The organism is Microvirga sp. KLBC 81 (assembly GCF_003075415.1).
Classification (GTDB): domain Bacteria; phylum Pseudomonadota; class Alphaproteobacteria; order Rhizobiales; family Beijerinckiaceae; genus Microvirga.
This window is the reverse complement of record NZ_QDAH01000031.1, coordinates 24,072-48,088: the sequence shown is the minus strand read 5'-3', so window position 1 is coordinate 48,088 and position 24,017 is coordinate 24,072. Positions and strand designations below refer to the sequence as shown.

The following is a 24,017-nucleotide window of genomic DNA, read 5'->3' as shown; positions in this document are numbered from 1 at the left end:
CGTTCCGAGGCGCCCGCTGGAGCCCTCGCAGCCGTGCCCCAACTGGCCGGAATGCCGTGCAGCTCGCGGTACTTGATGGCACAGATCCTTGTTGTCCATGAACTTTTCTCTGTGCTCTCAGCTCTTACGTATCTTCACTTCAATTCGATGAGCAGGTCCTTTGCGTCGACTTGCGCGCCGGGTGTGACGTGGATTGCCTTGACGGTCGCGGCGCGGTCGGCATGGAGGCCGGTTTCCATTTTCATAGCCTCGATGGTCAGCAGCAAATCGCCTGCATTGACCTTCTGACCTGTAGTCACGGCGACCGAGGCGATGGAGCCCGGCATTGGCGCGCCGACATGGGCGGGATTGCCCTCCTGCGCCTTGGGCCGGGCGGCAGTCTTGGCCTTGGCCAGACGGTTGGGCACGCGGATGACCCGCGGCTGCCCGTTCAGCTCGAAGAAGACTTTTACGTCGCCCTCGTCGGTGGTCTCGCCCACCGTCAACAGACGCACTTCCAGCGTCTTGCCTGGGGTGATCTCGACCGAGATCTCCTCGCCCGGTTCCATCCCGTAGAAGAAGGTCTTCGTGGGCAGGGCGCGGACCGGGCCATACGTCCTGTGGCGGCTGGCATAGTCGGTGAAGACCTTGGGATACATCAGATAGCCGTTCAGGTCCTCGTCATCGATCTCGGTCCCCGTGACGTCGGCGGCCTTCTTGCGCGCCGCTTCCAGATCGACGGGTGGCAGGTCCTTGCCCGGCCGTGCGGTTGAGGGCACTTCGCCCTTCAGCACCTTTTTCAGGATCCCCTCCGGCCATCCGCCCGGGGGCTGGCCGAGGTTGCCTTTCATCATGTCCACGACCGACTCGGGAAAGGCAACCTCGACATTCGGGTCCTCGACCTGTTCGCGGGTCAGTCCCTGCGCGACCATCATCAGCGCCATGTCGCCCACGACCTTCGAGGACGGCGTGACCTTCACGATGTCACCGAACATCCGGTTCGCATCGGCATAGGCCTGAGCCACCTCGTGCCACCGTTCTTCCAGCCCGAGGCTGCGGGCCTGCGCCTTGAGGTTAGTGAACTGCCCGCCCGGCATCTCGTGCAGGTAAACCTCGGACGCGGGGGCCTGAAGGCCACTTTCGAACGCTGCATATTGCGCGCGCACATGCTCCCAGTAGATGGAAATCTGGCGGATGGTCGCCATGTCGAGCCCGGTATCCCGCTCGGTGAAGCGGAGCGCCTCAACAATCGACCCAAGAGCGGGCTGTGAGGTGCCGCCCGCGAAGGCGTCCATCGCCGCGTCCACCGCATCCACCCCGGCCTCGGCCGCCGCCAGCACCGTCGCCGCCGCCGCGCCCGACGTATCGTGGGTGTGGAAATGGATCGGCAGCCCGACCTCTTCCTTCAGCGCCTTGAACAGGGCCTTGGCGGCGGGCACCTTCAGAAGGCCCGCCATGTCCTTGAGTCCGAGCACATGGGCACCGGCTCTCTCCAGTTCCTTCGCCATGCCGACATAGTATTTGAGGTCATACTTGGCGCGCGCGGGATCCAGTAAATCGCCAGTATAACAGATCGCCGCCTCGCAGACCTTATTCGCCTCGATCACCGCATCCATGGCGACGCGCATGTTCTCGACCCAGTTCAGCGAGTCGAAGACGCGGAACACGTCCACCCCCGACTTCGCGGCCTGAGCGACGAAGGCCTGCACCACGTTGTCGGGATAGTTCGTGTAGCCCACAGCGTTCGAACCACGCAGCAACATCTGCGTCATGATGTTCGGCATTGCCGCGCGGATGCTGCGCAGACGCTGCCATGGGCATTCCTGAAGGAAGCGGTAGGCTACGTCGAAGGTGGCTCCGCCCCAGCATTCCACCGAGAAGAGGCCCGACATATCCGCCGCATAGGTCGGCGCGACGCGGACCATGTCGATGGATCGCATGCGCGTCGCCAGCAGCGACTGGTGCCCGTCGCGCATTGTCGTGTCGGTGATCAGCAACCGCTTCTGCGCCTTCATCCAGTCGGCGACGGCCTTTGGCCCCTTCTCGTCCAGAAGCTGCCGGGTCCCAGGCTGGACCTCGCCCTTCGGCGCAGGGGCCTTCGGCGTCTTCACCTCCGCTGCGGGTTTCGGTCGCCCCGCCGTTTCGGGGTGCCCGTTCACGGTGATGTCGGCGACATAGGTCAGGATCTTCGTCGCCCGGTCCTGGCGCCTCTGGAACTGGAACAGGTCGGGCGTCGTGTCGATGAATTTGGTGGTGTAGGTGTTGTCGAGGAAGGTCGGGTGTTTCAGCAGGTTGATCACGAAGTCGATGTTCGTGCTGACGCCCCGGATGCGGAACTCCCGCAGCGCCCGGTCCATCCGCGCGATGGCCTGGTCCGGTGTCGGCGCCCAGGCGGTGACCTTCACCAAGAGCGAGTCGTAATAGCGCGTCACGACCGACCCCGAATAGGCGGTGCCGCCGTCGAGCCGGATGCCCATGCCGGTGGCCGAGCGGTAGGCGGTGATGCGCCCGTAGTCGGGAATGAAGTTGTTCTGCGGGTCCTCCGTCGTGATGCGGCATTGCAGTGCGTGGCCGGAAAGCGTGATGTCCTCCTGGCGTACCGCGCCCGTTGCCTCGGCCAGCGTCGCACCCTCCGCAATCCTGATCTGCGTCTGAACGATGTCGATGCCGGTGACCTCCTCGGTCACGGTATGCTCGACCTGCACGCGGGGATTCACCTCAATGAAGTAGAATTGCCCCGTATCCATATCCATCAGGAACTCGACGGTGCCGGCGCACTCGTAATTGACATGGGCACAGATGCGCTTGCCCATCTCGCAGACTTCGGCGCGCTGCTCGGGCGACAGATACGGGGCCGGGGCGCGCTCGACGACCTTCTGGTTGCGGCGCTGGACGGTGCAGTCGCGCTCAAACAGGTGATAGATGTGGCCGTGCCTGTCGCCCAGGATCTGCACCTCGACGTGACGGGCGCGCTGGATCATCTTTTCCAGATAGCCCTCGCCATTGCCGAAGGCGGCTTCCGCTTCGCGCCGCCCCTCGCGCACCTTGGCTTCGAGCTCGTCCGGCCCGTAGATCGGGCGCATGCCCCTCCCGCCACCGCCCCAGCTGGCCTTCAGCATCAGCGGATAGCCGATCTCCGCCGCCTCTTTCCGGATCGCGTCGAAATCATCGCCCAAGACCTCGGTCGCCGGGATCACCGGCACGCCCGCCGCGATGGCGACGCGTCGCGCCGATGCCTTGTCGCCGAGCGCCCGCATCGTCTCGACCTTCGGACCGATAAAGGCGATTCCGGCCGCATTGCAGGCCTCAACGAATTCGGGATTTTCCGACAGAAGCCCATAGCCGGGATGGATCGCGTCCGCCCCTGACATCTTCGCTACCCGGATGACCTCGGGGATCGAGAGATAAGCACCCACGGGAGAAAGCCCAGCACCGATACGATAGGCCTCATCTGCCTTGAAGCGGTGCAAGCCCAGCTTGTCCTCCTCGGCATAGACGGCGACGGTCTTCTTGCCCAGTTCGTTTGCCGCCCGCATCACGCGGATCGCGATCTCCCCACGGTTCGCGACGAGGATCTTCCTGAACTCGGTCATGGCTCTTCTCTGTTAGGCTGAAAGGACCTGACGCCATTTGGCATCAGGCACATTTGGGATCAGGCAAATTTCCCCTGTGGCTAGCCCCGTGATCTGCAGCGCCGGCAGGCGCACTGGCTCATCCACCGTGGCATCTTCGACCATGGCCGCCACCTCTCCGCTGGCCAAGACCTTTCGCGCCCAGGCAACCTCGTCCGCGTTAGGGCAGAAACTTGCGAGCGCATGCTTCATCTGTTTCGAAAGAACGCATAACTTGCCCCAAAGGCCGAGAGCGCGGACGCGGCGCGCCATCGCGCAGCAGTTCCGCATCGCTGCTGGCCACCGTCCTCCGAGCACTTGGGCTACCTAACCGCAGAAAGGATCATGTCCGAGGCCTTCTCCGCGATCATGACAGTCGCTGCATGCGTGTTGCCGCACACGATGCGGGGCATGATCGAACCGTCCACTACCCGCAAACCTTCAATGCCGTGCACACGCAACTGCGGATCGACCACGCTGTTGATCCTGTCCGGTCCCATTCGACATGACCCGACTGCATGGAGATTAGATACTGCCTTGCGGCGCAGGAACTCGACGATCTCCTCGTCAGTTTTCACGCTCGGACCAGGCTGGATCTCCTCCGCCACATAGGGCCGCAGTTCGGCTTGCTCGGCTATGGTTCGCATCAGCCGGACGCCGTAGATCATTGCTTGCATATCGTATTCGCTCTCCAGGAAGTTAAACCGGATTGAGGCCGGTCTGCGCGAGTCCGAAGTCGAGATGTGCACGGCGCCGCGAGCATCCGGGTTAATATGAACGGGACTTAACGAAAAGCCGGAGAATGGATGGGGCTTCGCGCCCGCAGCAGTCCGTTCAGCCACGCTCCAGGCGGTCATGTTGAACTGTATGTCTGGCTTATCCAGTCCCGAGGTGCTTCGCGTGAAGCCGCCGACGTAGAGGTGATTTGAGGCTAGCTTTCCTCTCCTCGATACTAGGTACTTCACACCTTCAATAATCTTCTGAGGCCAGCTATTGGCAAAGTCGTTGATTGTTATTGGCTTTGTGCACCTGAACATCAGCTGCGTGTAGAAATGGTCCTGCAGGTTTTCGCCCACTGACGGAAGGTCGAGCTTCGGCTCGATGCCGAGGCTGCTGAGACGCCTGGCATCTCCAATCCCGGAAAGCTCCAGCAGCTTCGGCGAGCCGAAGGCGCCACTGGACACGATGACCTCCGCTTTCGCCTTGGCTTCGAAGGTCACTCCGTCCTTGTCGTACACGACGCCGGTTGCCCTGCCTTCGTGCGCCGATACGCGAGAAACATGAGCGCCGGTGACTATACGCAGGTTCTTTCGCGTGCGCGCCGGCTCCAGATAGGCCTTGGCGGTGCTCCACCGGCGACCCTTGAAGATATTGAAGCGGTAGTAACCAACCCCCTCCTGTTGATCGCCGTTGAAGTCGGGAGTGTATGGCAATCCAGCGTGCTGTGCGGCACGTAGCACCGCTTCGGCGAGTTCGTGCTTGACGGGGTTCGGCGCGACCTTCAATCCATCAGAACCTTCCGCTTTCTTGAAGTAGGGCAGGACATCGTCCCATCCCCACCCGTCGCACCCACTCGCGCGCCAGCCATTGTAGTCCTCGCGATTGCCGCGAATGTAGATCATACCGTTTATCGAACTCGTACCTCCTAGGACCTTGCCACGAGGCTGGTACATCGTCCGATTATAAAGCGCCGGCTCCGGCTCACTTTCAAACATCCAGTTGATCCGCGGATCGGCAAAGACATTGGCGTAGCCGAGTGGAACATGGATCCAGAAATGCTTGTCCTCGGGTCCGGCCTCGACTAACAAGACCTTGTGACGACCAGACTCGCTGAGGCGCGCGGCGACAACGCAACCTGCGGAGCCGGCGCCAACTACAATAAAATCGTATTCGCCCGCATCTTCTATCATGTCGTGGAACTCACACGTAACAACCTGCCGTCGACACTGAGATATGTAGGATAGCTGAACGAGCGCGCTCTCGAGTGAGGCACGTCGCAGACGCGACAACCCTCACCCGAGTTGAGCGAGCGCGAACCGGGCTATACACGCTGCCCCATGAGTCGTCCGATCGTCCCGAAGCGGGCCGTGGCGAAAACGACCAGCATCGCGATGCCGATAAGCACGGTCGATATAGCCGCCGGCAGGGGATCGAGATTGTGCTGGATATATTCGAACATCGCCACGGGAAGAGTCTTCGTGCGAGGGCCGGGAAGGAACAGCGTGACCACCACTTCGTCGAACGAGTTGAGGAACGCGAAGACGGCAGCGCTGATCACTGAAGTCTTCACTGCGGGAATGGTTACCGTGATGAAGGCGACCGGCCTGCTCGCACCAAGACTCACGGCAGCCTCCTCGATCGATTTGTCGAAAGATTGCAGCCCCGCCACGACGATCAGCACAACGAAGGGAATTGATAGGACGACGTGGCCGACCACGAGCGCGAGGAACGAGCCGCGCAATCCCAGCGTGCTGAAGAAAATTAACATCGCTAACCCCGTGACCACGCCCGGCGTGATCAAAGGCGCTGTGTGCAGGGAGCGGATCAGCTCGCCGTACCGGGATTTCATCCTGGTCAAAGCGAAGGCCGCCATGCTCCCAACAGTGCCTGCCACGGCAGCTGTCACCAGCGCCAGACCGGTGCTGAGCAGCAGACCGTTCATCAATCTCTCGTCCTCGAAGAAGGTGACGTACCAGCGCAGGGACCACCCGCTCGGCGGGAACTGCATGAACTGGTCAGCGCTGAACGACGTGATGATCACGATCAGGATCGGCGCCAGAAGGAACATACAGACGATCACATTTGCCAACATGAGCAGTTGGCCAGTGTGGAAGATCGGCCGCGAACTCCGTGCTGGAATTGCAGCGGGCGAACGTGTCGGTTTGTTAACGTTTTCCACGGAGCATCCATCCCTGTACAGCGATCAGCATCAGGACGATCGCGGTGATAATGAAGCTGGTTGCGGCAGCGAAAGGCCAGTTTAGCGTCGATGTCGCGTCGGTGAACACGAGAGTTGCGAGGAGCTGGCCCGCTTTTCCACCACCGCCGATCAACAACGGCGTTGCGAAGGCAGCCACCGCCTGTACGAAGATGAGAAGCCATCCAGCCAGCAGCCCGGCCCAGCTCAGCGGTATCAGGACATCCTTGACGACGTGCCAGCTCGTGCCACCCAATCCCCGCACACTTTCTTCGAGCTGAGGATTGATCTGCTGGATGACGCCGTACAGCGAAAACACCGCGAACGGAGTCAGCACCTGTGTTAGGGCGATGATGACACCGGTCGTTGTGAACATCAGAGTGAATGTCGGCAGGCCAATCGATGAAAGAAACGTGTTGAGAAGGCCATTGTCCGAAAGGATCACCATCCAGCCGTAGTTTCTCACGACGAGATTGGTAATAAGCGGAAGAACGACAATGACAATCATCAGTCCCTTCCACCGGGACTTCGACCGGGCAAGCGTGTATGCCACAGGGTAGGCGATGATGACGGATATCGTCGCGACGATTGCCGCAACGATCAAAGTCCGCCCGAGAACTTCCCAGTAAAATAAATCGGCAAAGAACTTTGTATAGTTCTCGAATACATACTGGACCTGCCCAACCTGCGCGGGTCCGGTGAACTTCCGGAAGCTGTAGGCGAGCATGATCGTCAGCGGAACGATGAAGAACGCAAGGAGCGTTCCAATGCTCGGCATCAGCAGAATGCCGTAGCGGGTTTTTGGTGGCTTTCTCGGAGCAGCGGCCGTAGCCGGCGGAGTCAGCGATGATGGACTGGCAATAGCTTCAACTCGATTGACCATCAGTCAGCCTCGACGATTTGGCACGAATCCGGCGTCCACGACAGGTTGATTTCCTGCCCTTCGGTGAAGGTGTTGTGTACCTCACGGGCGGAACCGGCATCGTTCTGGACGGAAACGAGAAGCTCGCCCGTGGCCGTCTTGATCTCGAAGACCGTTCGCGCACCGAGATAGTTTATGCCCAGAATCGTCCCTCCAAGGACGTTCGGCGCGTCGGGTCGGATTGCCTCCCTCGCCGAAATCGAAAGTGTTTCAGGGCGCAAGCTGAGCAGAACCCTCCGGCCAGGCTCCAGCCTGTCGTTATTACGGATGCATGCTTCGAACCCGCAGTCGGCTTTGAACAACATGAATCCCTCGGCATGGGCGGGCTTGTGAATATGCCCATGAAAGAGGTTCGTCTCACCGATGAAACTCGCGACAAAAGACGTTCTCGGCTTCTGATAGATACTTGCGGGCGTTCCCTCCTGCTCGACATTCCCCTTGTTCATGACGACGATATGGTCGGACATCGACAAGGCTTCTTCCTGGTCGTGCGTTACGAGCACCGTGGTCATCCCAATTTGGCGCTGAAGGTGCCTAATCTCGAACCGCATTCGCTGGCGCAGCTTTGCATCGAGCGCGGAAAGCGGTTCATCGAGCAGGAGGATTTTCGGACGAATGACGATCGCACGAGCAAGCGCGACGCGTTGCTGCTGCCCACCGGACAATTCGCTCGGGAAACGGTCGCCGTACTTGCCAAGATCGACAAGCTCTAGAGCCTCGCGAACCCTTTGCATGCGCTCTTCCTTCTCAACGCCCCGGCGTTTCAGCCCGTAAGCGACGTTGTCGGATACTCGCAGGTGGGGAAAGAGGCTGTAGCTCTGGAATACAATGCCAATCTCGCGCTTGTTCGGCGCCAGGTATGTAACGTCCTTGCCATCGATGATGATTTGCCCACTTGTCGGAAACTCAAAGCCGGCGATCATACGCAAAGTCGTTGTTTTTCCGCACCCGCTAGGCCCAAGAAGCGTAACGAGCTGATTTTTCCCGACGGTCAGGTCGACATTCTCGACGGCGGGAACCGTGCCGAAATACTTCTGAACTCCTGAGAGTTGCAGGACTGTATTGTTATGCTGGAATTTGGAATGGTCATGCACTTTAAGTCTCCTCCCTCATGCAATTGATGGATGGGGGCCTTCTATTCGGACCCCTTTCCGTTGATTTACGCCGGCTTTCCTGGGTAAGTTTGTACCACGCTGTGCCCCATGCGTGGGCCTGAGGTATTTTACTCCAAGAGTTCCTGCGGTTCGAGAATTGTACCGTTCGGAGATCGGTAAAACACGACCTTGCGGCGACCGAGGTCACCGACATCTACTTCGTAGGGGCCTCTGAATGGCTCAATTCCCTGCTGCGAAAGGTTGGCAACTAATTCGTCAAGATCGTCGACCATGAAAGAGACGTGGCTGATGCCACCCGGATGCGGCTCGGCCAGCTCACCATCATAGGCAAGGGTCGAGAAAAAGAAGAACTTGACACCGCCGATTTCAACGGCCGGGACCTGCATCGGGCCGGACGGGGAATTGGATCGGTCCATTATGAAGGTACGGTCCGGATTGAAGGCCGCGAAAAAATCCTTCTCCGCCTCCACGTTGGGCGCCTTGACACCCAAGTTGAAGATTTCCTTGAGCCGGGGTTCCCCCGTGCGTTGAGCAATCTCTGTCATGTTGTATCCTGTTGCGAACCTGCCCTGCGGGCAGAATGAATTTGTATGCACTGCTCAAGGCATGGCTTGAGGCAACGGCCGACGCATGAGCGAGGTCAGCCCGCCATCGATCACCAGGGTCGAACCCGTTACGAAACCTGAATCCTCGGATGCCAGATAGGCGATTGCGGCCGCGATCTCCTCCGGCTTTGCGACACGGCCTACCGGCACGGTCGATTCCAGTCGTTCGCGTCGGCCGGGATTGTTGGCCCAAAGGTCGAGTGATAGCGGCGTCTCGGTAGGGCCCGGAGCGACTACGTTGACGGTTATTCCGTTGAGCGCGAGTTCGCGCGCCGCCGACAGCGCTAGGCCGTTAAGCGCAGCCTTCGCTGCCGAGTAGGCCGGCCAACCCATGCCATAGATGCCCGACGAAGATCCAAGGCAGATGATACGACCGTAGCTGTTGAGCAGCATCAGCCTCCGCGCGTGCTTCATGCACAGAAAGGTCCCGGTGACGTTGATATCCATCACCCGCCGCCAGTCCTCGAGCTCAATGTCGCCAAGCTCCTTATGGAGATCGACGCCAGCTGAAGTGACCAGCACGTCGAGCCGACCGAACCGGGCCTCGGTCTGCTCGATGGCCGAACGAACGGAGTCCTCATTGGTTACATCGCAGCGCAGCGGCAGTCCCTCTGTGCCGAGTTCCGCTACCTCGGCAGCGACCGTGTGTGCAGCCGCTTCGTTAATGTCTGCCACAACGACATTCATACCAGCTCGCGCAAGGGCTTGCGCGCTAGCCCGGCCGATGCCTGAGCCTCCGCCAGTGATAAAGGCAACCCGCCGAACCATCACGCCTTCCCTCCGCCGAGTTGGAACTCAACCAGATTGCCACCTGGATCGATCATGAACACCTGGTGCTTGCCGGGGATGCCGTGCGGCGACCAGTCCATCCACTTGACCCCGGCTTTGGTCAGGCGCTCGGTGATCTCTCGGATCTGCTCGACGCTTTCACATTCGAAGGCATAGTGCGCCTTCATCGGGTCGATGCTGAGGCCAAGGCGCGGAGCTACGGTGTCATCACGCTGCACGATGTGGATCTCGCTGTCACCGGCTTTCAACCACCTGTAGGTGTCGACGTCGATCTCGGTGGCGGCAGGCGTATGCATCGGCTCAAGTTCGAGGACCTCGCGATAGAACTTCGAAAGTTCCTTGGCGTCGTCTGCCATAACGGCAACATGTTGGATCTTGAGTTTCATTGGGCGAAGAGCCTCCCTGATGATCTTGCGGAACCCACCGCATTGCCAGGAGATTTACGCATTTTCGGACCTATGTCAATGCCGTTGACTTATTGAGGAACGACAAAAGAACTGCGGGCTATCCTGCAATGGAGTCGAAAGCTCAGCTGGAATTTGCGTCGGACGCAGCGGCCACTATCCCGCCCCAGAGAGATTCAGTCGCCTGGACGGATGCAAGCGATCTCCGCTCAGGCTCATTTGCCTGGATCGCGCGCCGACGGCGTCAGACCGTGGAATGCTGTGGCAAGGATATCGTTGATCATACGATCATCTATTGTACGCAACCCGGTGAGAAGCCGGAAGATGATTGGGCCAAACAAGACATCCACGATCAGGTCGGGGTCAGCCTGCGCAGTTATTTCCCCCTTCTTGATGCCCTTGCGGATAATCTCGTAGAGTACCTCCCGCCGCTCGACGAAGAAGCGTTGGTGAAATTCCTCGATTCGCTGGTTCTGCTGCGCTTCGACAAGCAGTGTGACATAGGTGTATCCGAGGCCGCCGTTCTGAAGGACAGTGGCGAACTGTTTCATCAGCGATCGGAGATCCTCAATTGTCGAGCCAGTGTCCGGTACCTTCAGCTCGGAGTTGAAGATCCGCAGGATCGCATCCATTGCGACGGAGTGCTTCGACACCCACCAGCGATAAACGGTGCCCTTGCTGACGCGTGCATCCGCGACCACGGCATCCACTGTTAGACCGGGTAATCCGTGCTTCCTCAGCAGTCGGCCGACAGCCGCCAGGATAGCTTCATGGGAGCGGCTCGAGCGTGGCCTTCCACGACGCCTCTGGTCGCCTCCCCCTTCTGGCAGCTTTGTTTCAAGAGATTTTTTGGGCGCGCTACTGGTAGGCATTGTTCGGCAAATCCTGATTCTGCGGGGTCGTCGCCCTATGAGGGATCGCTAAGGTAGGCGCAAAGGCGACGGCTGCGACGAGACCAATCGCCCGTTGCGCACCATGAGGTGCCACTTGCTCGGACATTCAGGCGTACCTTGCCATTCCCTCAACAATATTTGGCAGCTTAGCAGCAGAAAACCAGCTTGCAATAATTTATGGTACTGTTAGTATCGTAATTAGTCGGACGCATGATGGCGACCGCTGGATCGTGCCGGATGCCGCCTATGAGCCCGGCCAAACTTTCGCGCCAATTATCGAAAGCTGGACCATGTCTAATGACTTGAAATCTGACGACCTGCGAGGCTGTCCATTCCACTCGCACACGAACACTCAGGAAGCGACCGCGCCAGACTTTGCAATTGTGCGCGAGCATCCCCTGAACCCGCCCGAGCAGCTGAAAGAGCTGCGCGAAAGACCCGGCCCATCCAAGGTCAGGCTGTGGGACGGCTCCGAAACCTGGGTAGCGACGCATTACGAGGACGTCCGCGAGATTCTCGGCAACCCGGCCTTCAGCACTGTGACCACAAGAAAGGGCTATCCTTTCGTCAGTGCCCAGCGGCAGGACATTCTGATCAACGGGCGGCCGAACTTCACCTTCATGGACCCGCCCGAGCACACGAAGTTCCGTCGCACACTCGCGCGTATGTTCACTGTTGAGCGGTTCTCGCGAGAGCGGCCGTTCATTCAGAAGATCGTCGACGATCTGCTCGACGACATGGAGGAGAAGGGCCCGCCCGCGGACTTCGTCAACAGCTTCGCGCTTGAGGTGCCGGTGAGGGTGCTGGCCAATCTCGTCGGCATACCGCCTGAGGGCCAGGAACTCTTCCTCCAAGCCGGAAAGGATCGCTTCGATCTCAGCGCCGACCCCAGTCTGTCGCACAACTCGGGCGAGGCGCTGTGGAACTATCTGGATGATCTGCTGGCGCAGCAGGAGCGCAATCCCGGCGACGGAGACGAGGTTATCACCCGTCTGGTCGTCGATGCGATCGTGCCCGGCAAATTCACCCGTGACGAAGCGCTTCTCGTCATTAACCAGCTGCTGGTCGCCGGCTTCGACACGACGGCGAGCACAATCGCGATAGGAACGCTGGCATTGCTCCAGAATCCTGACCAGTTCGAGAAGCTGAGGTCCGACCCTTCAAAGGTCGAGAATGCCGTGCACGAGATCCTGCGATACGCGACGGTGCTTCAGTTCCACTCGTCACGGGCCGCCAAGGAAGACGTGGAGATTGGGGGGCAGCTCATCAAGGCGGGAGAAGGCGTACTCGCGCTGCTGCATGGCGCAAACCGCGATCCCAAGGAATTTCCCGATCCGGACAAGTTTGATATTGATCGAGACGCCGCGCATCACCTCGCCTTTTCGTTCGGGATACATCAGTGCCTCGGGCAGTCGCTCGCCAGGCTTGAGCTCCAAATCGTGTTCGCCACGCTCTTGAAACGCTTTCCCAACCTGCGGCTTGCCCAGCCGTTGAGCGATATCGAGTTCATGACATTCAGTTTGGCCTACGGACCTCATTCCTTTTTGGTTGAATGGTAGCTGCGACGTAGCGCAGCAAGAATAGGGAGGAAGTGAAATGCGTATCAAGGTTGATGTCGAGAAGTGCATTGGCGCGGGACAGTGCGTGAACGCCGCACCGACGGTTTTCGCTCAGAACGAGGACGATGGAATGGTGGTCCTGCTGGACGAGACGCCGCCGGCTGAGAAGGCGGCAAGCGTTCGCTCTGCGATCCGGCTTTGCCCGGCCCGAGCCATACTTGAAGCAAAATCAACAGCGGTCCCCGAGACGGCGACGCAGACGAAGGACGGGGATTAACCAATGTCCATTTGCTCGGAAATTGTGGTGGTCGGTGGCGGGCAAGCCGGGTTCCAACTCGTGAGTTCGCTGCGTGCGCATGGATTCGACGGCGCGGTCCGGCTGGTCTGCGACGAACCCAGCCTGCCTTATCAACGCCCTCCACTCTCCAAGGCGTTTCTGAGCGGCGAGGTTTTCGCCGACGAGTTGTCCTTCGCGACGGCCGAGTTTTACCGCGACGAATCAATTGACGTCATCGAAGATCGAGCCGTCGCGATCGATCCGGCGCGCCGGACCATCCGGCTCGCCTCGAATGCTGAGCTCGGATACGATCGGTTGGTCCTCGCGACCGGCGCGCGGAACCGCCGGATGTCCGGCTTCGAGGATGTCGCGGGCGTCCTGTCGCTGCGGACTCTGGCGGATGCAATGGAACTGCGGGAGCGGCTGCTCAGCGAGGGCAACATTGTCATTGTCGGCGGCGGCTTCCTCGGCCTTGAAGTCGCTTCCGTTTGCGCCGACCTGGGCGTGTCCGTGTGCGTCGTCGAAGCGATGCCACGACTGATGGCGCGTGGGGTGTCCGAGACGGTGTCGCAGGTGTTCCAGCAGCGCCTCGAAGAGCGCGGCGTGCGCTTTATGCTCGGCGTTGCGGGGCTCGGGCTCCGTCTGGACGGCAGACGGGTCGTCGGGGTGGAGGCGGACGGACAACTGCTCAAGACGAATCTCGTGCTAACCTGTATCGGCATAATTGCGAATACCGAATTGGCCGCAGAGGCTGGCCTTTCAACCGGAAACGGCATTCTAACCGACGGCTATCTGCGCACCACAGATCCCTCGATATATGCCATTGGCGACTGTGCGGCACATCCAAATCCGTATTGCGGCGCAACGGTTCGCCTGGAATCAGTGCAGAACGCGGTCGATCAGGCAAACTGCGTCGCGTCCGGCGTCGTCGGTGAAGCCCAAACTTATCGCAGCTTGCCGTGGTTCTGGACCGAGCAGGCCGGGATGAAGCTCCAGATTGCTGGCATCTCATCTACTGCAGACCCGACCATCGTGCGCGGCGATCTACAGGCTGGCGCCTTCTCGATCTTCCATTTCCACGACCAGGTCCTCGTCAGCGTCGAGTCTGTTAATCGGCCGACGGATCACATGCTGGCCAGAAAGATCCTTCGGTCCGAGCGCAAGATATCTCCCGAGGCGCTCTCGGAAATGCTCGGCCCTGTGGCGCCGTCGGCTTAGAGTAGTTCAGGGCTGGTAGATCGTTCTGCCGAAGACAGCCCGAGACCAGGCCGATGACTTGAGCGCATAACCGCACTGGTGGTACGGTCGAAACGGAGACCGGAAGATCTCGCCTCAAATGGTTAGGTCTGAAGGACATCCTGCTGACGGACACTTGCGCCTTCAGTCTGACCGGACCACACCGCTGGTGTGACCTGCGCCGGGTATTGGCGCATTACGTCGCCATGGGAGCGAAAGAGCCGTTCCCCTTAGGCCCGGGTCGATAGAGCTGCCAGCACCCTGACGCGGAGCCGTTAGCGGCAGTGCCGGTAACCGGCTGGCTTCACCACAGGTCGGCCAGAAGTTCGTAGGAACGAAGCCGCGCTGCAGGGTCGAACACGGTGGCGGAAACGATTAGCTCGTCCGCCTTTGTCATCTCCAGGAAACCGTCGAGCCCATCCTTCACCACCTCCGCCGTGCCGACGAACGAATATGTGAGCATGCTGGAGACGCGTGCCTTCTCCTCGGGCGACCAAAGCCCAGCCATGTTGTCAACCGGCGGCGGCAGTTTTCGCGGCTCTCCCCGCACGATGTTGATGAAGCGCTGCTGCACGGAAGTGAAAATGCGCTCTGCCTCCTCCTGCGTGTCGGCGATGACAACGTTGACGCCGAGCATGACATAGGGCGCGGCGAGCTGGGCGGAGGGCGAGAAGCCGCTTCGGTACACTTCCAGTGCGTTCGTCAGCGCCGACGGCGCGAAGTGGGATGCAAACGCGAAGGGCAGGCCCAGGGAGGCCGCGACACTTGCGCCGGTCTCGCCCGAGCCTAGAACCCAGATCGGCACATCGAGGCCCGCTCCCGGCACAGCCTGCACGATCTGCTGCGGCTGCGGCTGGGCGAAGAAGTGCTGCAGCTCGATCACCTCCTGTGGGAACTCCTGTGCTCGCATCGCGTCGCGCCTGAGCGCGCGCGCGGTGAACTGATCGGTGCCGGGAGCGCGGCCGAGGCCCAGGTCGATGCGCCCTGGATACAGGCATTCAAGCGTGCCGAACTGCTCGGCGACCACCAGTGGCGCGTGGTTGGGTAGCATGATGCCGCCTGCGCCGACGCGGATCGTGCTCGTTCCCGCTGCGATGAAGCCGACCACCGTGCCGGTGGCCGCGCCGGCCGCGCCGACCATGTTATGGTGCTCCGCAATCCAATACCGGTGATAGCCCCACCGTTCCGCGCTGCGCGCAAGGTTCAGCGAATTGTGCAGCGCATCCTTAGGCGTGGCGCCTTCCGGAACCGGCACGATGTCGAGGATCGATAATAAAGCCATGCGAACCTGCCGTTGAATGCGGTTTAGATCATGGATCCAGATGCCAGAACGAGGAGCGACTATCAAGTCAATTCTGTTGACTTGTTAAGGAGAGCCTCATAAGTTGACATGACAAGCTGCCAGTGGCGTGCAAATCCCTTGAACATTCTCTCGTTCTCATGCGGTGACCGGGGCTGGCAATCTGCGCTGCAAGAGGCAGGCTCAACACTTGGAGAGACTTTTATGACCACGGCGATCCGCAAACGCGGTCTCAGGCGATCGAAGCTGGTGGCCAAGGGAGGAACGTGGAAGGCCATCGCGGCAGCCAACGCTTCGGCGGCCGATATCGTTCACATCGAGCTCGAGTCGGGTTTCCCGCCCGAGGCCCGGGCTGCTGCGGTCGAAACCACGCGCATGGCCCTCACCGAGATGGACTGGTCGGGCAAGGAAGCCTGGGTCAGATTTCCCCACATCGACGCGCCCGAGACAAAGACCCATCTTGCCTACGTGCTCGGCGGGCGGCCCCACTTAGTCTACTGCGCAAAGGTGAAGTCGGTCGACGACATCCTGCGTCTCGACGAGGCCGTGTCGCGCGGCGAGGACGAGAACGGCATAGAACCGGGCTCGACTCAAATCGGCGCAGTCATCGAGCGGATCGAGGCGCTCAGCAATGTCGAGGCCATCGCCGCGGCCAGCCCCCGTATGGGCGCCATTATGTTTGGCGCAAACGACATGTCGCTGGACTTCGGCTATCGACGGACGGGGATCGTCGGGGTCGATCATGAAACCCTGTATATCCGGAGCAGGATGGTACTGGCCGGCCGGCTGGCGAAGATCGACATTATCGACGCTGCATTCATGAACCGCAATGACATCGAGAGCAGCGATGCGGACGCGCAGTTCAGCGCGCGGATGGGCTTCACCGGCAAGAATGCGCTCTCGGCCGATCAGATCCCCGGAATTCATCGCGCCTTCGTGCCGACTCCCAAAGAGCTCACCTGGGCGCGTGAGGTGCTCGCGGCGGCAGCGCACGAGGACGTGTCGCTCAGGCTCATCGATGGCGATCCCATTGAAGCGTTCGACATCTTGCGGGCAGAGACTCTGATCGCCAGGGCTGGCTGAACTCGCCCGGAGCCCTATGCTCCCTCTGCTACCCGAGCCTCCAGCCCTCAACCCCGTTTCGTTCGTTGTCGATGCGCTTCGCTGTCGAGATTCTAAATAAACTCTGTGTGCCCAGGATGGCACGCACGATGGATCATCGGCCTCTGACAAATCGCTCAAGGTGGCGCGGCCATTCTGCGCGATAGGATCATCTGCACCCCGTTGGGTTCTGTTGCAGCTTTGAAGCTTGCCCTGGCTGAGCTACGACAAGAGGGTACTGAGACTTGCTATTACTCATAGATTGGCGCTCTAATCCTGGCGCCAATTTCGAGATCCAACAGGCGCGATAGTCCCCTCTACATGACCGTTCGGCTGTTCTGAGTTTGGTTGCCTCCGCCCGGCAGCCGGATTTCAGGGTCTTGTGGAACAGCTCCGCCTTCCAACGCATGGCATACCAGTTGAGCATCTGGGTTGCGTCGGAAGATCCGTGACCAGCTTCCAATCAATCCGCACCCAGTCGTGTAGATTGTGGCGCTCCTGCGCGTGGATCACTGTCCGGGTCAGAGCCGGATAGCGTTTCTGCTTGCCGATCGAGGGCAGAACATGGATCCGGTGGTAACCGTAGGGCTCCCGTTCCCTTTGGGAGTGCGTACATCCACCTGATGCCGTCTTTTGACATTCACCTCCGCCGTCTCGTCCACGATGGTGTGTCACCGGCCCGGCAGACTGATTTGCTCCATGGGCCTAGAGCGCGATGACATTCACTTGGTCCAGACGAACACGCTGACGAAGCACAGGATCGCCCGAGTTCAGCCCGATCAAGCCCATCTTGTCCAAGACGAAAGAGTGGCTCAAGGCCAAAGCCGTGCGCAGGTCGGAGGTCTTGGACGCACAACTCAAGCCCGCCCTCGACACCATCACCGAGCAGGATGCCCGCGGCTGGATGAGGCACGCCGGTTATGCCTCTCACTAAGACCACGATCGCTTCAGCTTGCGCCAGAGCAACGATCAAACCTAGTTGCCATGCTTCCATAACAAAAATATGGAGGCGATAATGGCTGTTCTCTCTCATCCCGAGGGATTTCTTGGGCAAGTTTTAGATCATACAGCTGGTTTGGTGGCGCGCGCGCTTAGCGTCTTGAGACATTTCGCTTATTCTGAAAACACGGGGGACTATGTTGATGACAAGGAAGTGCGAGAGCTGCTCGAACAGGAAGGTCTTATTGATCCGAAACCAGAACGCTCTCCAAGCATCCTCCTTTTATGGGCTAGCTCGACTTAGGAGCCCTCATCCGGTTTCTGATTGACCTACATCGCGGCTTGCGACAGCACCTCCGTTGTGCAGGTAGGAACCCAGCAGGCGTTGTGTTCAGCTCACTCGCAGCGAGCCGCACGTATCTCTGTGAGCGCGAGAGAGATAGTTCAATCAGGCTCGTCACAACTGGAGGTATGACGATAAGCCCACCCGAGGCCAGCAATTCGCGGCCGTTGTTTTGTACAGAGCCGATGGCTTCAGCGGTCTAGGCGTGGGTATCGTCAGCATGCCCAGAGCCTCTTACAGGAAGTGGAGGCGCCCTCGCGCCTTCACGCGCGCCCAGTCCGAGATCAGGTTAAGCGCCGGCCGCGTCCAATACGGCCATTTCATCTGGCGTCAGCTTCATGCCAGCGGCTTTCGCAAAGCTCTCGACCTGCGCGACCCGCGTCGCGCTGGCGATCGGCGCAGTCACGCCTTCCTTCGCTATGAGCCAGGCGAGCGCGATTTCGGCGGGCGTTGCGGAGTGCGCCTCCGCGACGCGGTCGAGCGCCTCCAGGATCGCTGTACCACGGGGATTGAGATACCGTCCCATCCTTGTGCCGCGTACCGACTGCCCGAAATCGTTGTTCGACCGGTATTTGCCCGACAGGAAGCCCGCGGCGAGGCTGTAATAGGTCACGACGCCCAAGCTCTCTGCAATGCAGAGGTCGCGCAGTGGACCCTCATAAGTCGCCCGGCTGTAGAGATTGTATTCCGGCTGCACCACTTGGTAGCCAGGCAGGTTCTCGTTCCTTGCCGTCGCAAGCGCCGAGGTCAGCTGCTCCGCATTTACGTTGGAGGCACCGATTGACCTGATCTTGCCCGCCTTCAGCAGAATCTCGTACGCCCCAAGCGTTTCGGAAACCGGCACCGAGTCGTCAGGCCAGTGCGAAAAATAGACGTCGATGGCATCTACGCCGAGCCGGGCAAGCGAGCGGTCTGCCGCCTCCAAGATCCATTTCTGCGAAAGCCCACCCTTCTGTGGTGTCCCGTCAGGGGCGGAGCCCACCTTGGTGAAGATGACAACCTTGTCGCGCGCAGCAGGCCGCGCCTTCAGCCAGTTGCCGATGATCGTCTCGGACTCGCCGCCCCGATTGCCGGGCACCCAGGCCGTATAGACGTCCGCCGTGTCAATGGCGTTGAAGCCATGATCGAGGAAAGCGTCGAGAATATCGAAGCTGGTTTTCTGATCGACGGTCCAGCCGAGGACGTTTCCGCCGAACACCAGCGGAGAAATTTTCAGGCCGGTCCTGCCGAGAGTGCGTCTTTCCAAGGAGACCTCCGTGCTGCAATTTGAGTAATGACCATGAACGAGACGACTGGGAGCGCGGCGACTGCATGCTCGTGGCTCTACCGGACTGGATTCCGGCGCTCCCCGAAATGGACGTCACCTACAATGAAAATGTCCGGCAGCAGGCACTGCCGCCGGACACTGAGAGGTACTGGGCCGAGCTACCTGCTCACGATCTCTTTTGTGTAGCGCTCGATCCACTGGGCTTGGTTCGCGGCGATCTCACCCCAGTCCGGCGACTCCGAGTTCTTCATCGCCTCGCCCTGCGGCAGGAGCGCCTGCACGGCTGGCGAGACATCGACGTCTTTGACAGTCGGGATCTGGCCGATCTGATCGGCCGTCAGCTTCTGCACTTCCTTGGACAAGAGGTAGTTGACGTAGGCTTCGGCGAGGTCCTTGTGCTGAGTTCCCTTGCTGACGCCGACTGCGTTTCCGATGAGGACGGTGCCGCTTTCCGGATAGGTCGCGCTGACCGGCGCGCCCTTCAGCGCCTGGTCGACCGTGCGATCGGACGAGGAAACCGCGAGCCAAGCCTGACCGGTGTTCATCAGGTTGAAGTTCTGGTCGAAGCTCGTCCAGTAGGTCATGACGTTGGGGGCGATCTTTTTCAATTCAGCAATCGCCGGGTCAATATTGGTGACGGTGCCTCCGCCCGCCTTATTCAGCTGCTGGATTAGCATCACGGCGAAGGTGCTGTTCGCAGCCGGCAGGATAAGGCGGCCCTTGTACTTGGGATTGGCGAGATCAGCCCAAGACTTCGGAAGATCGGCTTCCGAGAGCTTATTCTTGTTGTAGGTGATGTTCATGGCCGCGAGCGACATGAGCATGAACGCGTCATTTTTGCGCCGGCCTGTCGGCATCAGCGTCTCGAGCGCAGGCACGCCCTTGACTGTCAGCGGTTCCAGGAGGCCTTCCTTCTCGAGGACCGTCGCCCAGCTCTCGGCGACCATCCAGACATCGGATTCCTGGTTACCGGCATTGGCGCGCATCTTGGCGACCGTATCCGACGACAGGCTCTCGATATGGACGAGCTTGGCGTTGAACTTCTTCTCGAACGGCTTGGCGATGTCGCGGAAGAACTTGCCGGCGGTGCCGGTCAGGGTCTGGACAACCAGTTCCTCTCCCTTGAAATCGCGAACCGCTTCCTGCGCCTGCGCGTTCGACGGCAACGAGGTCGCCATAATTCCTGTGACGCCCGCTGCGAGCAGCCAAGTCATAAACCGTGTCTTGAGCTTCGTCTTCATGTACTTCCCTCCAACCTATTTTGGCGTTGGCGATATAGTTTCAGAACCGCCCGTATGCTGAATGCTAAAGTTGAACTTGCGCTCGCGGAGCCTTCGGCTCGTGCCAGTCAGACATCGCGTGCGGCGAAGAATGTAGGGAATAGACGGGGAAACCGTCCAGTCCGCCGTCGCACCGCCGATGATGAAGGCGGCGCGACGCGTCATGACGCGTAAGATCCTCCGAGTTGGAACTCAACCAGATTGCCACCTGGATCGATCATGAACACCTGGTGCTTGCCGGGGATGCCGTGCGGCGACCAGTCCATCCACTTGACCCCGGCTTTGGTCAGGCGCTCGGTGATCTCTCGGATCTGCTCGACGCTTTCACATTCGAAGGCATAGTGCGCCTTCATCGGGTCGATGCTGAGGCCAAGGCGCGGAGCTACGGTGTCATCACGCTGCACGATGTGGATCTCGCTGTCACCGGCTTTCAACCACCTGTAGGTGTCGACGTCGATCTCGGTGGCGGCAGGCGTATGCATCGGCTCAAGTTCGAGGACCTCGCGATAGAACTTCGAAAGTTCCTTGGCGTCGTCTGCCATAACGGCAACATGTTGGATCTTGAGTTTCATTGGGCGAAGAGCCTCCCTGATGATCTTGCGGAACCCACCGCATTACCAAGAGATTGACCCAACTCTAGACTTATGTCAATGGCATTGACTTACAACGGTTGGTCGAAACTTGGGAAGCCGTGAAGGATCGGACGAATGTGGCCGAAGGAGCGAAGTATGGTGGAGACCGAATTATTCGCACGTCGATCGGCCACTCGAAGTGAGGCGCCGGAGATAAGGGCAGCCGTGCAAACGGTCGCTGGATTGGGAGGACCCGATGGAACGAACTGACCGAATCTTAACGCCGGTCGTGGACACGCACGCTCACATATTCCGGCGCGACTTGCCTTTCATTCCGGGCGTCCGCCAGGACTTCAAGCGCGACTTCACGACAGAAGACTATCTGGCCGAGCTCGACGCCGCAGGCGTCCGTTACGGCGTGGTCGCGGCGGCAAGCTTTCTGGGCACCTACCATGACTATACGCTATCCGCGCTCGAACGGCACAGCCGACTGCGCGCTACTGTTGTCGTCGACCCCGATGTCAGCCAAGCCCACCTGCGCGAACTGGACCGCGCCGGCATCATTGGGATCCGCTTCGCAACAGGCAACATGGCAGCGCCTCCGGACCTTCGTTCAGCTGAGTACAAGAAGCTGTTGCGGGCCATCGCCGATCTGGATTGGCATGTGCACGTCTATGGGCGGCGCGAGCACCTACCGGAACTACTTTCGGCACTCGACACATCGGGCGTGAAAATTGTCGTCGATCACTTCGGCGCTCGCGACAACCAGTCCGGCATCGATTCCGAGAGCTTCAGGGCGATTCTTTCCACTATGAAGAATGGCCGGACCTGGGTGAAATTGTCAGGACCTTACTTGTCTGACAGTCTTGACCATCGCGAGCTCACGTCCCGGTTCCTTGCGGAAGCCGGCTCGACGCGGCTGCTTTGGGGTAGCGACTGGCCATTCGTCAAACTCAATGGCCACCTCCGTTATAGCCAGGCGGTGGATTGGCTCGCGGAGTGGGTTCCAGACGAAGGCATCCGTCAGCAAATCGACGTCAATGCATTGGAATTGTACCGATTCCCGCGTCCGTCGTGACGTTTGCAACGTACGCGGGAATCGGCGGCGGTTAGCACGCCCTATCTGACGGGCAGCCCCAGTCAATAGGTCGCTACACTGCCCTTTGAGGCTTCCGAGCCAACGAGCTCACGCCATTTGCCGATGGATGCCGACGCCGCCGCCGCCAGAAGGCGGGAATCCCCCGAAACTGTTGTCAGGTCGAACCCCCAGCCAACCGCGCGCGCGGCGTATTCCGCCGTGCCGCAATGCAGGCAGACGCGAATGCCGCGTTCCTTGCACACTGCAAGAACGCGGCGGATGAGCTCAATCATCTCAGGTTCTTCGCGGTCGAAGCCGGGGGGTAACTGCCCTTGCTGCGTTCCAAGGGTCAGATCCGACGGCCCTATATAGATGCCGGCAAGCCCATCAGTGGCGGCAATCGCTTCTAAATTGTCTACTCCTTCGCGAGTTTCGATCATTGCGAAAGCAAGGACTTCGTCATTTGCTTTGAGGTCGTAGCCGCCGTAGGCGAAGGCCGCACGTGTCGGACCATAGCTCCGTTCCCCCTTCGGCGGGTAGTGCATGTATTTGACGAACTCGGCCGCCTCGCTCGCGGAGTTGACCATCGGGCAAATGATGCCCTGGGCGCCGGCATCCAGCGACTTCATAATGATACCGGGCTCTCGCCAGGGGACGCGCACCATTGGGGTAACGTCGTAGCCGCGCATTGCCTGTAGCATTGGCAGCGCTGCGGCGAAATCAAGCGCTCCATGCTGCAGATCGATCGTGATCGCGTCATAGCCTTGAGTTGCCATAATCTCAGCAGTGAACGAATTGCCGATGGAGAGCCAGCCGTTCAACACGGGACGGCCATTGGCCCAGACTCTTCTTAGCTTGTTCGTGAACATTGAATTGCCCTTAGATGACGATATGCGAGAGCTTGACCTGGATCAGTGTTGGTCCGTGGCCCCAGCTCGGCGCGCGACTACGCAACTGCGGATAGGCACCTCGAAACGCCCAGCACGATAGCGATGAAGCCACTGCGTTTGGATTTACCCATTCCGGTACGTCCAGAGTTTCGCAGATTACGCAGAACATGCAAGATAAGTCATCGGCATTGACTTAGCCCAAGCTGGTGATGTAGGATTTGCCAAGTCGTCACTTACAGTCCCTGGTGCCCGGAACTTTCCGCAACACGAGTATGCACTCGCGGGCAAAGCGGCTCATGACACTTCTACAAAGGAACGATAACGATGGAAAAAACGATGCAACGGGAAGGCGAGCCACGCCTAGATGCGCTCTTTAATATCGGAGTAAAGGCCCCGAACGTTGAGGAAGAGTTGAGGTTCCTCTCCGCTTTCAACCCTGACAAGGTCTACAAAGTTCAGTTTGGCCCGAAAGAGATCGATGCGGTCGAGATTGGCGGTGTCAAATTTTTTCTTTTTCCAGCGCTATCCTACGACAATTATCTGCCTAAGCCGCATCCTGGAGGTATCGGTCACGTTTCCTTCATGGTCGAGGATCTCGACAAACTTCTCGCCCACCTTGATCGACAGGGGATCACGCCCTTCAGAGGTCCGTACGAGGGTCAGCTCGGCGAGCTCGGCAAGCGGATGGTTGCAATGTTCCGGTCTCCGAACGGCACGCTTGTTAGCGCTATTCCTCGCAACGTGCCCAGAGGTTCATGATCTCCGTTCGGGATGGCCAGCGGCCTTGCTCAAGCTCCCCAGTCTTCTGACAGTGGCTCAATTCGCCTAAGCGTCGCGTTTGAGAAGATGGTATCCAAACTGCTTCATGCTAGCTGCGGAGATTGCACAATACGAGATCTTCAGCCATCTGCTGGCTGGCGCTGGAATGCTATTTGGGGCA

Annotated in this window: 23 protein-coding genes; 8 read left to right on the top strand and 15 right to left on the bottom strand. The window is 59.7% G+C overall.

Features of this window, described 5'->3' with window-relative positions; all coding sequences use genetic code 11:
* Positions 1-134: 134 nt before the first annotated feature.
* The 10 genes from DC522_RS18435 to DC522_RS18390 form a co-directional block, all read right to left on the bottom strand.
* Positions 135-3,572 carry a pyruvate carboxylase gene (locus tag DC522_RS18435; RefSeq protein ID WP_116530138.1) on the bottom strand — a complete coding sequence of 1,146 codons (3,438 nt, stop codon included), beginning with the start codon at positions 3,570-3,572 and terminating at the stop codon, positions 135-137.
* A 12-nt stretch (positions 3,573-3,584) separates the two neighbouring features.
* Positions 3,585-3,716, bottom strand: a complete 132-nt coding sequence (locus DC522_RS36900) for a hypothetical protein (RefSeq protein ID WP_256369871.1) — start codon at positions 3,714-3,716, stop codon at positions 3,585-3,587.
* A gap of 197 nt (positions 3,717-3,913) precedes the next feature.
* Positions 3,914-5,500, bottom strand: coding sequence for a GMC family oxidoreductase (locus tag DC522_RS18425; RefSeq protein WP_116530136.1), 1,587 nt, complete (start codon positions 5,498-5,500; stop codon positions 3,914-3,916).
* A 131-nt stretch (positions 5,501-5,631) separates the two neighbouring features.
* Complete coding sequence (locus tag DC522_RS18420) at positions 5,632-6,378, bottom strand: ABC transporter permease (protein ID WP_165820208.1); 747 nt, start codon at positions 6,376-6,378, stop codon at positions 5,632-5,634.
* Between the two features lie 97 nt (positions 6,379-6,475).
* Complete coding sequence (locus DC522_RS18415; protein ID WP_116530134.1) at positions 6,476-7,390, bottom strand: ABC transporter permease; 915 nt, start codon at positions 7,388-7,390, stop codon at positions 6,476-6,478.
* Positions 7,390-8,523, bottom strand: coding sequence for an ABC transporter ATP-binding protein (locus DC522_RS18410; RefSeq protein WP_116530133.1), 1,134 nt, complete (start codon positions 8,521-8,523; stop codon positions 7,390-7,392). The genes DC522_RS18415 and DC522_RS18410 overlap by 1 nt, the downstream gene beginning before the upstream one ends.
* A gap of 128 nt (positions 8,524-8,651) precedes the next feature.
* Positions 8,652-9,089, bottom strand: a complete 438-nt coding sequence (locus DC522_RS18405; RefSeq protein WP_116530132.1) for a VOC family protein — start codon at positions 9,087-9,089, stop codon at positions 8,652-8,654.
* Between the two features lie 54 nt (positions 9,090-9,143).
* Positions 9,144-9,917 carry an SDR family NAD(P)-dependent oxidoreductase gene (locus DC522_RS18400; protein WP_116530131.1) on the bottom strand — a complete coding sequence of 258 codons (774 nt, stop codon included), beginning with the start codon at positions 9,915-9,917 and terminating at the stop codon, positions 9,144-9,146.
* Complete coding sequence (locus DC522_RS18395) at positions 9,917-10,324, bottom strand: VOC family protein (RefSeq protein WP_116530130.1); 408 nt, start codon at positions 10,322-10,324, stop codon at positions 9,917-9,919. Before DC522_RS18395 ends, DC522_RS18400 begins: the two co-directional genes overlap by 1 nt.
* Before the next feature lie 233 nt (positions 10,325-10,557).
* Entirely contained in the window at positions 10,558-11,214 is a 657-nt protein-coding gene (locus DC522_RS18390) for a TetR/AcrR family transcriptional regulator (RefSeq protein ID WP_116530129.1), read from the bottom strand.
* A gap of 311 nt (positions 11,215-11,525) precedes the next feature.
* Here DC522_RS18390 and DC522_RS18385 point away from each other — a divergent pair, with 311 nt between their 5' ends.
* The 3 genes from DC522_RS18385 to DC522_RS18375 are packed head-to-tail and all read left to right on the top strand — an operon-like array spanning position 11,526 to position 14,289.
* On the top strand, positions 11,526-12,794 hold the full coding sequence (locus tag DC522_RS18385; protein WP_133239302.1) for a cytochrome P450: 1,269 nt from the start codon (positions 11,526-11,528) through the stop codon (positions 12,792-12,794).
* 37 nt (positions 12,795-12,831) lie between these two features.
* Positions 12,832-13,071 carry a ferredoxin gene (locus DC522_RS18380; RefSeq protein WP_116530127.1) on the top strand — a complete coding sequence of 80 codons (240 nt, stop codon included), beginning with the start codon at positions 12,832-12,834 and terminating at the stop codon, positions 13,069-13,071.
* Positions 13,072-13,098: 27 nt separating this feature from the next.
* The gene (locus DC522_RS18375; RefSeq protein ID WP_165820207.1) at positions 13,099-14,289 is read left to right on the top strand and encodes an NAD(P)/FAD-dependent oxidoreductase; all 1,191 of its coding nucleotides are present in this window, start codon (positions 13,099-13,101) and stop codon (positions 14,287-14,289) included.
* A gap of 322 nt (positions 14,290-14,611) precedes the next feature.
* Here the strand turns inward: DC522_RS18375 and DC522_RS18370 are convergent, their stop codons facing one another.
* Entirely contained in the window at positions 14,612-15,589 is a 978-nt protein-coding gene (locus tag DC522_RS18370; protein ID WP_116530125.1) for an LLM class flavin-dependent oxidoreductase, read from the bottom strand.
* 222 nt (positions 15,590-15,811) lie between these two features.
* On the opposite strand from DC522_RS18370, the gene DC522_RS18365 reads away from it, so the two are divergent.
* The 3 genes from DC522_RS18365 to DC522_RS34305 all read left to right on the top strand — a co-directional run bounded on the left by DC522_RS18365 (position 15,812) and on the right by DC522_RS34305 (position 17,951).
* A complete protein-coding gene (locus DC522_RS18365; protein WP_165820206.1) occupies positions 15,812-16,690 on the top strand; it encodes a CoA ester lyase in 879 nt (292 codons plus the stop codon).
* An 808-nt stretch (positions 16,691-17,498) separates the two neighbouring features.
* Positions 17,499-17,642, top strand: coding sequence for a hypothetical protein (locus tag DC522_RS34940; protein ID WP_165820205.1), 144 nt, complete (start codon positions 17,499-17,501; stop codon positions 17,640-17,642).
* 81 nt (positions 17,643-17,723) lie between these two features.
* Positions 17,724-17,951 carry a hypothetical protein gene (locus DC522_RS34305; protein WP_133239301.1) on the top strand — a complete coding sequence of 76 codons (228 nt, stop codon included), beginning with the start codon at positions 17,724-17,726 and terminating at the stop codon, positions 17,949-17,951.
* A 328-nt stretch (positions 17,952-18,279) separates the two neighbouring features.
* Here DC522_RS34305 and DC522_RS18355 read toward each other — a convergent pair whose 3' ends face one another.
* The 3 genes from DC522_RS18355 to DC522_RS18345 all read right to left on the bottom strand — a co-directional run bounded on the left by DC522_RS18355 (position 18,280) and on the right by DC522_RS18345 (position 21,109).
* Positions 18,280-19,236, bottom strand: a complete 957-nt coding sequence (locus tag DC522_RS18355) for an aldo/keto reductase (protein ID WP_116530123.1) — start codon at positions 19,234-19,236, stop codon at positions 18,280-18,282.
* A 179-nt stretch (positions 19,237-19,415) separates the two neighbouring features.
* Positions 19,416-20,498 (bottom strand): extracellular solute-binding protein, encoded by a 1,083-nt coding sequence (locus DC522_RS18350; RefSeq protein ID WP_116530122.1) that lies wholly within the window; start codon positions 20,496-20,498, stop codon positions 19,416-19,418.
* 200 nt (positions 20,499-20,698) lie between these two features.
* The gene (locus DC522_RS18345) at positions 20,699-21,109 is read right to left on the bottom strand and encodes a VOC family protein (RefSeq protein WP_116530121.1); all 411 of its coding nucleotides are present in this window, start codon (positions 21,107-21,109) and stop codon (positions 20,699-20,701) included.
* A 256-nt stretch (positions 21,110-21,365) separates the two neighbouring features.
* On the opposite strand from DC522_RS18345, the gene DC522_RS18340 reads away from it, so the two are divergent.
* Positions 21,366-22,187, top strand: coding sequence for an amidohydrolase (locus tag DC522_RS18340; RefSeq protein ID WP_116530120.1), 822 nt, complete (start codon positions 21,366-21,368; stop codon positions 22,185-22,187).
* A 62-nt stretch (positions 22,188-22,249) separates the two neighbouring features.
* Here DC522_RS18340 and DC522_RS18335 read toward each other — a convergent pair whose 3' ends face one another.
* A complete protein-coding gene (locus DC522_RS18335; RefSeq protein ID WP_116530119.1) occupies positions 22,250-23,056 on the bottom strand; it encodes an HpcH/HpaI aldolase/citrate lyase family protein in 807 nt (268 codons plus the stop codon).
* A 345-nt stretch (positions 23,057-23,401) separates the two neighbouring features.
* On the opposite strand from DC522_RS18335, the gene DC522_RS18330 reads away from it, so the two are divergent.
* Positions 23,402-23,836 carry a VOC family protein gene (locus DC522_RS18330; RefSeq protein WP_116530118.1) on the top strand — a complete coding sequence of 145 codons (435 nt, stop codon included), beginning with the start codon at positions 23,402-23,404 and terminating at the stop codon, positions 23,834-23,836.
* Positions 23,837-24,017: the final 181 nt, after the last annotated feature.

Coding starts and splice junctions, on each gene's coding strand:
- DC522_RS18370 (WP_116530125.1), bottom strand. CDS start 15,589: ATGGCTTTATTATCGATCCTCGACATCGTGCCGGTTCCGGAAGGCGCC.
- DC522_RS36900 (WP_256369871.1), bottom strand. CDS start 3,716: ATGGTCGAAGATGCCACGGTGGATGAGCCAGTGCGCCTGCCGGCGCTG.
- DC522_RS18435 (WP_116530138.1), bottom strand. CDS start 3,572: ATGACCGAGTTCAGGAAGATCCTCGTCGCGAACCGTGGGGAGATCGCG.
- DC522_RS18395 (WP_116530130.1), bottom strand. CDS start 10,324: ATGAAACTCAAGATCCAACATGTTGCCGTTATGGCAGACGACGCCAAG.
- DC522_RS18390 (WP_116530129.1), bottom strand. CDS start 11,214: ATGCCTACCAGTAGCGCGCCCAAAAAATCTCTTGAAACAAAGCTGCCA.
- DC522_RS18335 (WP_116530119.1), bottom strand. CDS start 23,056: ATGTTCACGAACAAGCTAAGAAGAGTCTGGGCCAATGGCCGTCCCGTG.
- DC522_RS18400 (WP_116530131.1), bottom strand. CDS start 9,917: ATGGTTCGGCGGGTTGCCTTTATCACTGGCGGAGGCTCAGGCATCGGC.
- DC522_RS34305 (WP_133239301.1), top strand. CDS start 17,724: ATGGCTGTTCTCTCTCATCCCGAGGGATTTCTTGGGCAAGTTTTAGAT.
- DC522_RS18415 (WP_116530134.1), bottom strand. CDS start 7,390: ATGGTCAATCGAGTTGAAGCTATTGCCAGTCCATCATCGCTGACTCCG.
- DC522_RS18380 (WP_116530127.1), top strand. CDS start 12,832: ATGCGTATCAAGGTTGATGTCGAGAAGTGCATTGGCGCGGGACAGTGC.
- DC522_RS18425 (WP_116530136.1), bottom strand. CDS start 5,500: ATGATAGAAGATGCGGGCGAATACGATTTTATTGTAGTTGGCGCCGGC.
- DC522_RS18385 (WP_133239302.1), top strand. CDS start 11,526: ATGTCTAATGACTTGAAATCTGACGACCTGCGAGGCTGTCCATTCCAC.
- DC522_RS18350 (WP_116530122.1), bottom strand. CDS start 20,498: ATGAAGACGAAGCTCAAGACACGGTTTATGACTTGGCTGCTCGCAGCG.
- DC522_RS18420 (WP_165820208.1), bottom strand. CDS start 6,378: ATGTTCCTTCTGGCGCCGATCCTGATCGTGATCATCACGTCGTTCAGC.
- DC522_RS18365 (WP_165820206.1), top strand. CDS start 15,812: ATGACCACGGCGATCCGCAAACGCGGTCTCAGGCGATCGAAGCTGGTG.
- DC522_RS18330 (WP_116530118.1), top strand. CDS start 23,402: ATGGAAAAAACGATGCAACGGGAAGGCGAGCCACGCCTAGATGCGCTC.
- DC522_RS18340 (WP_116530120.1), top strand. CDS start 21,366: ATGGAACGAACTGACCGAATCTTAACGCCGGTCGTGGACACGCACGCT.
- DC522_RS18345 (WP_116530121.1), bottom strand. CDS start 21,109: ATGAAACTCAAGATCCAACATGTTGCCGTTATGGCAGACGACGCCAAG.
- DC522_RS18405 (WP_116530132.1), bottom strand. CDS start 9,089: ATGACAGAGATTGCTCAACGCACGGGGGAACCCCGGCTCAAGGAAATC.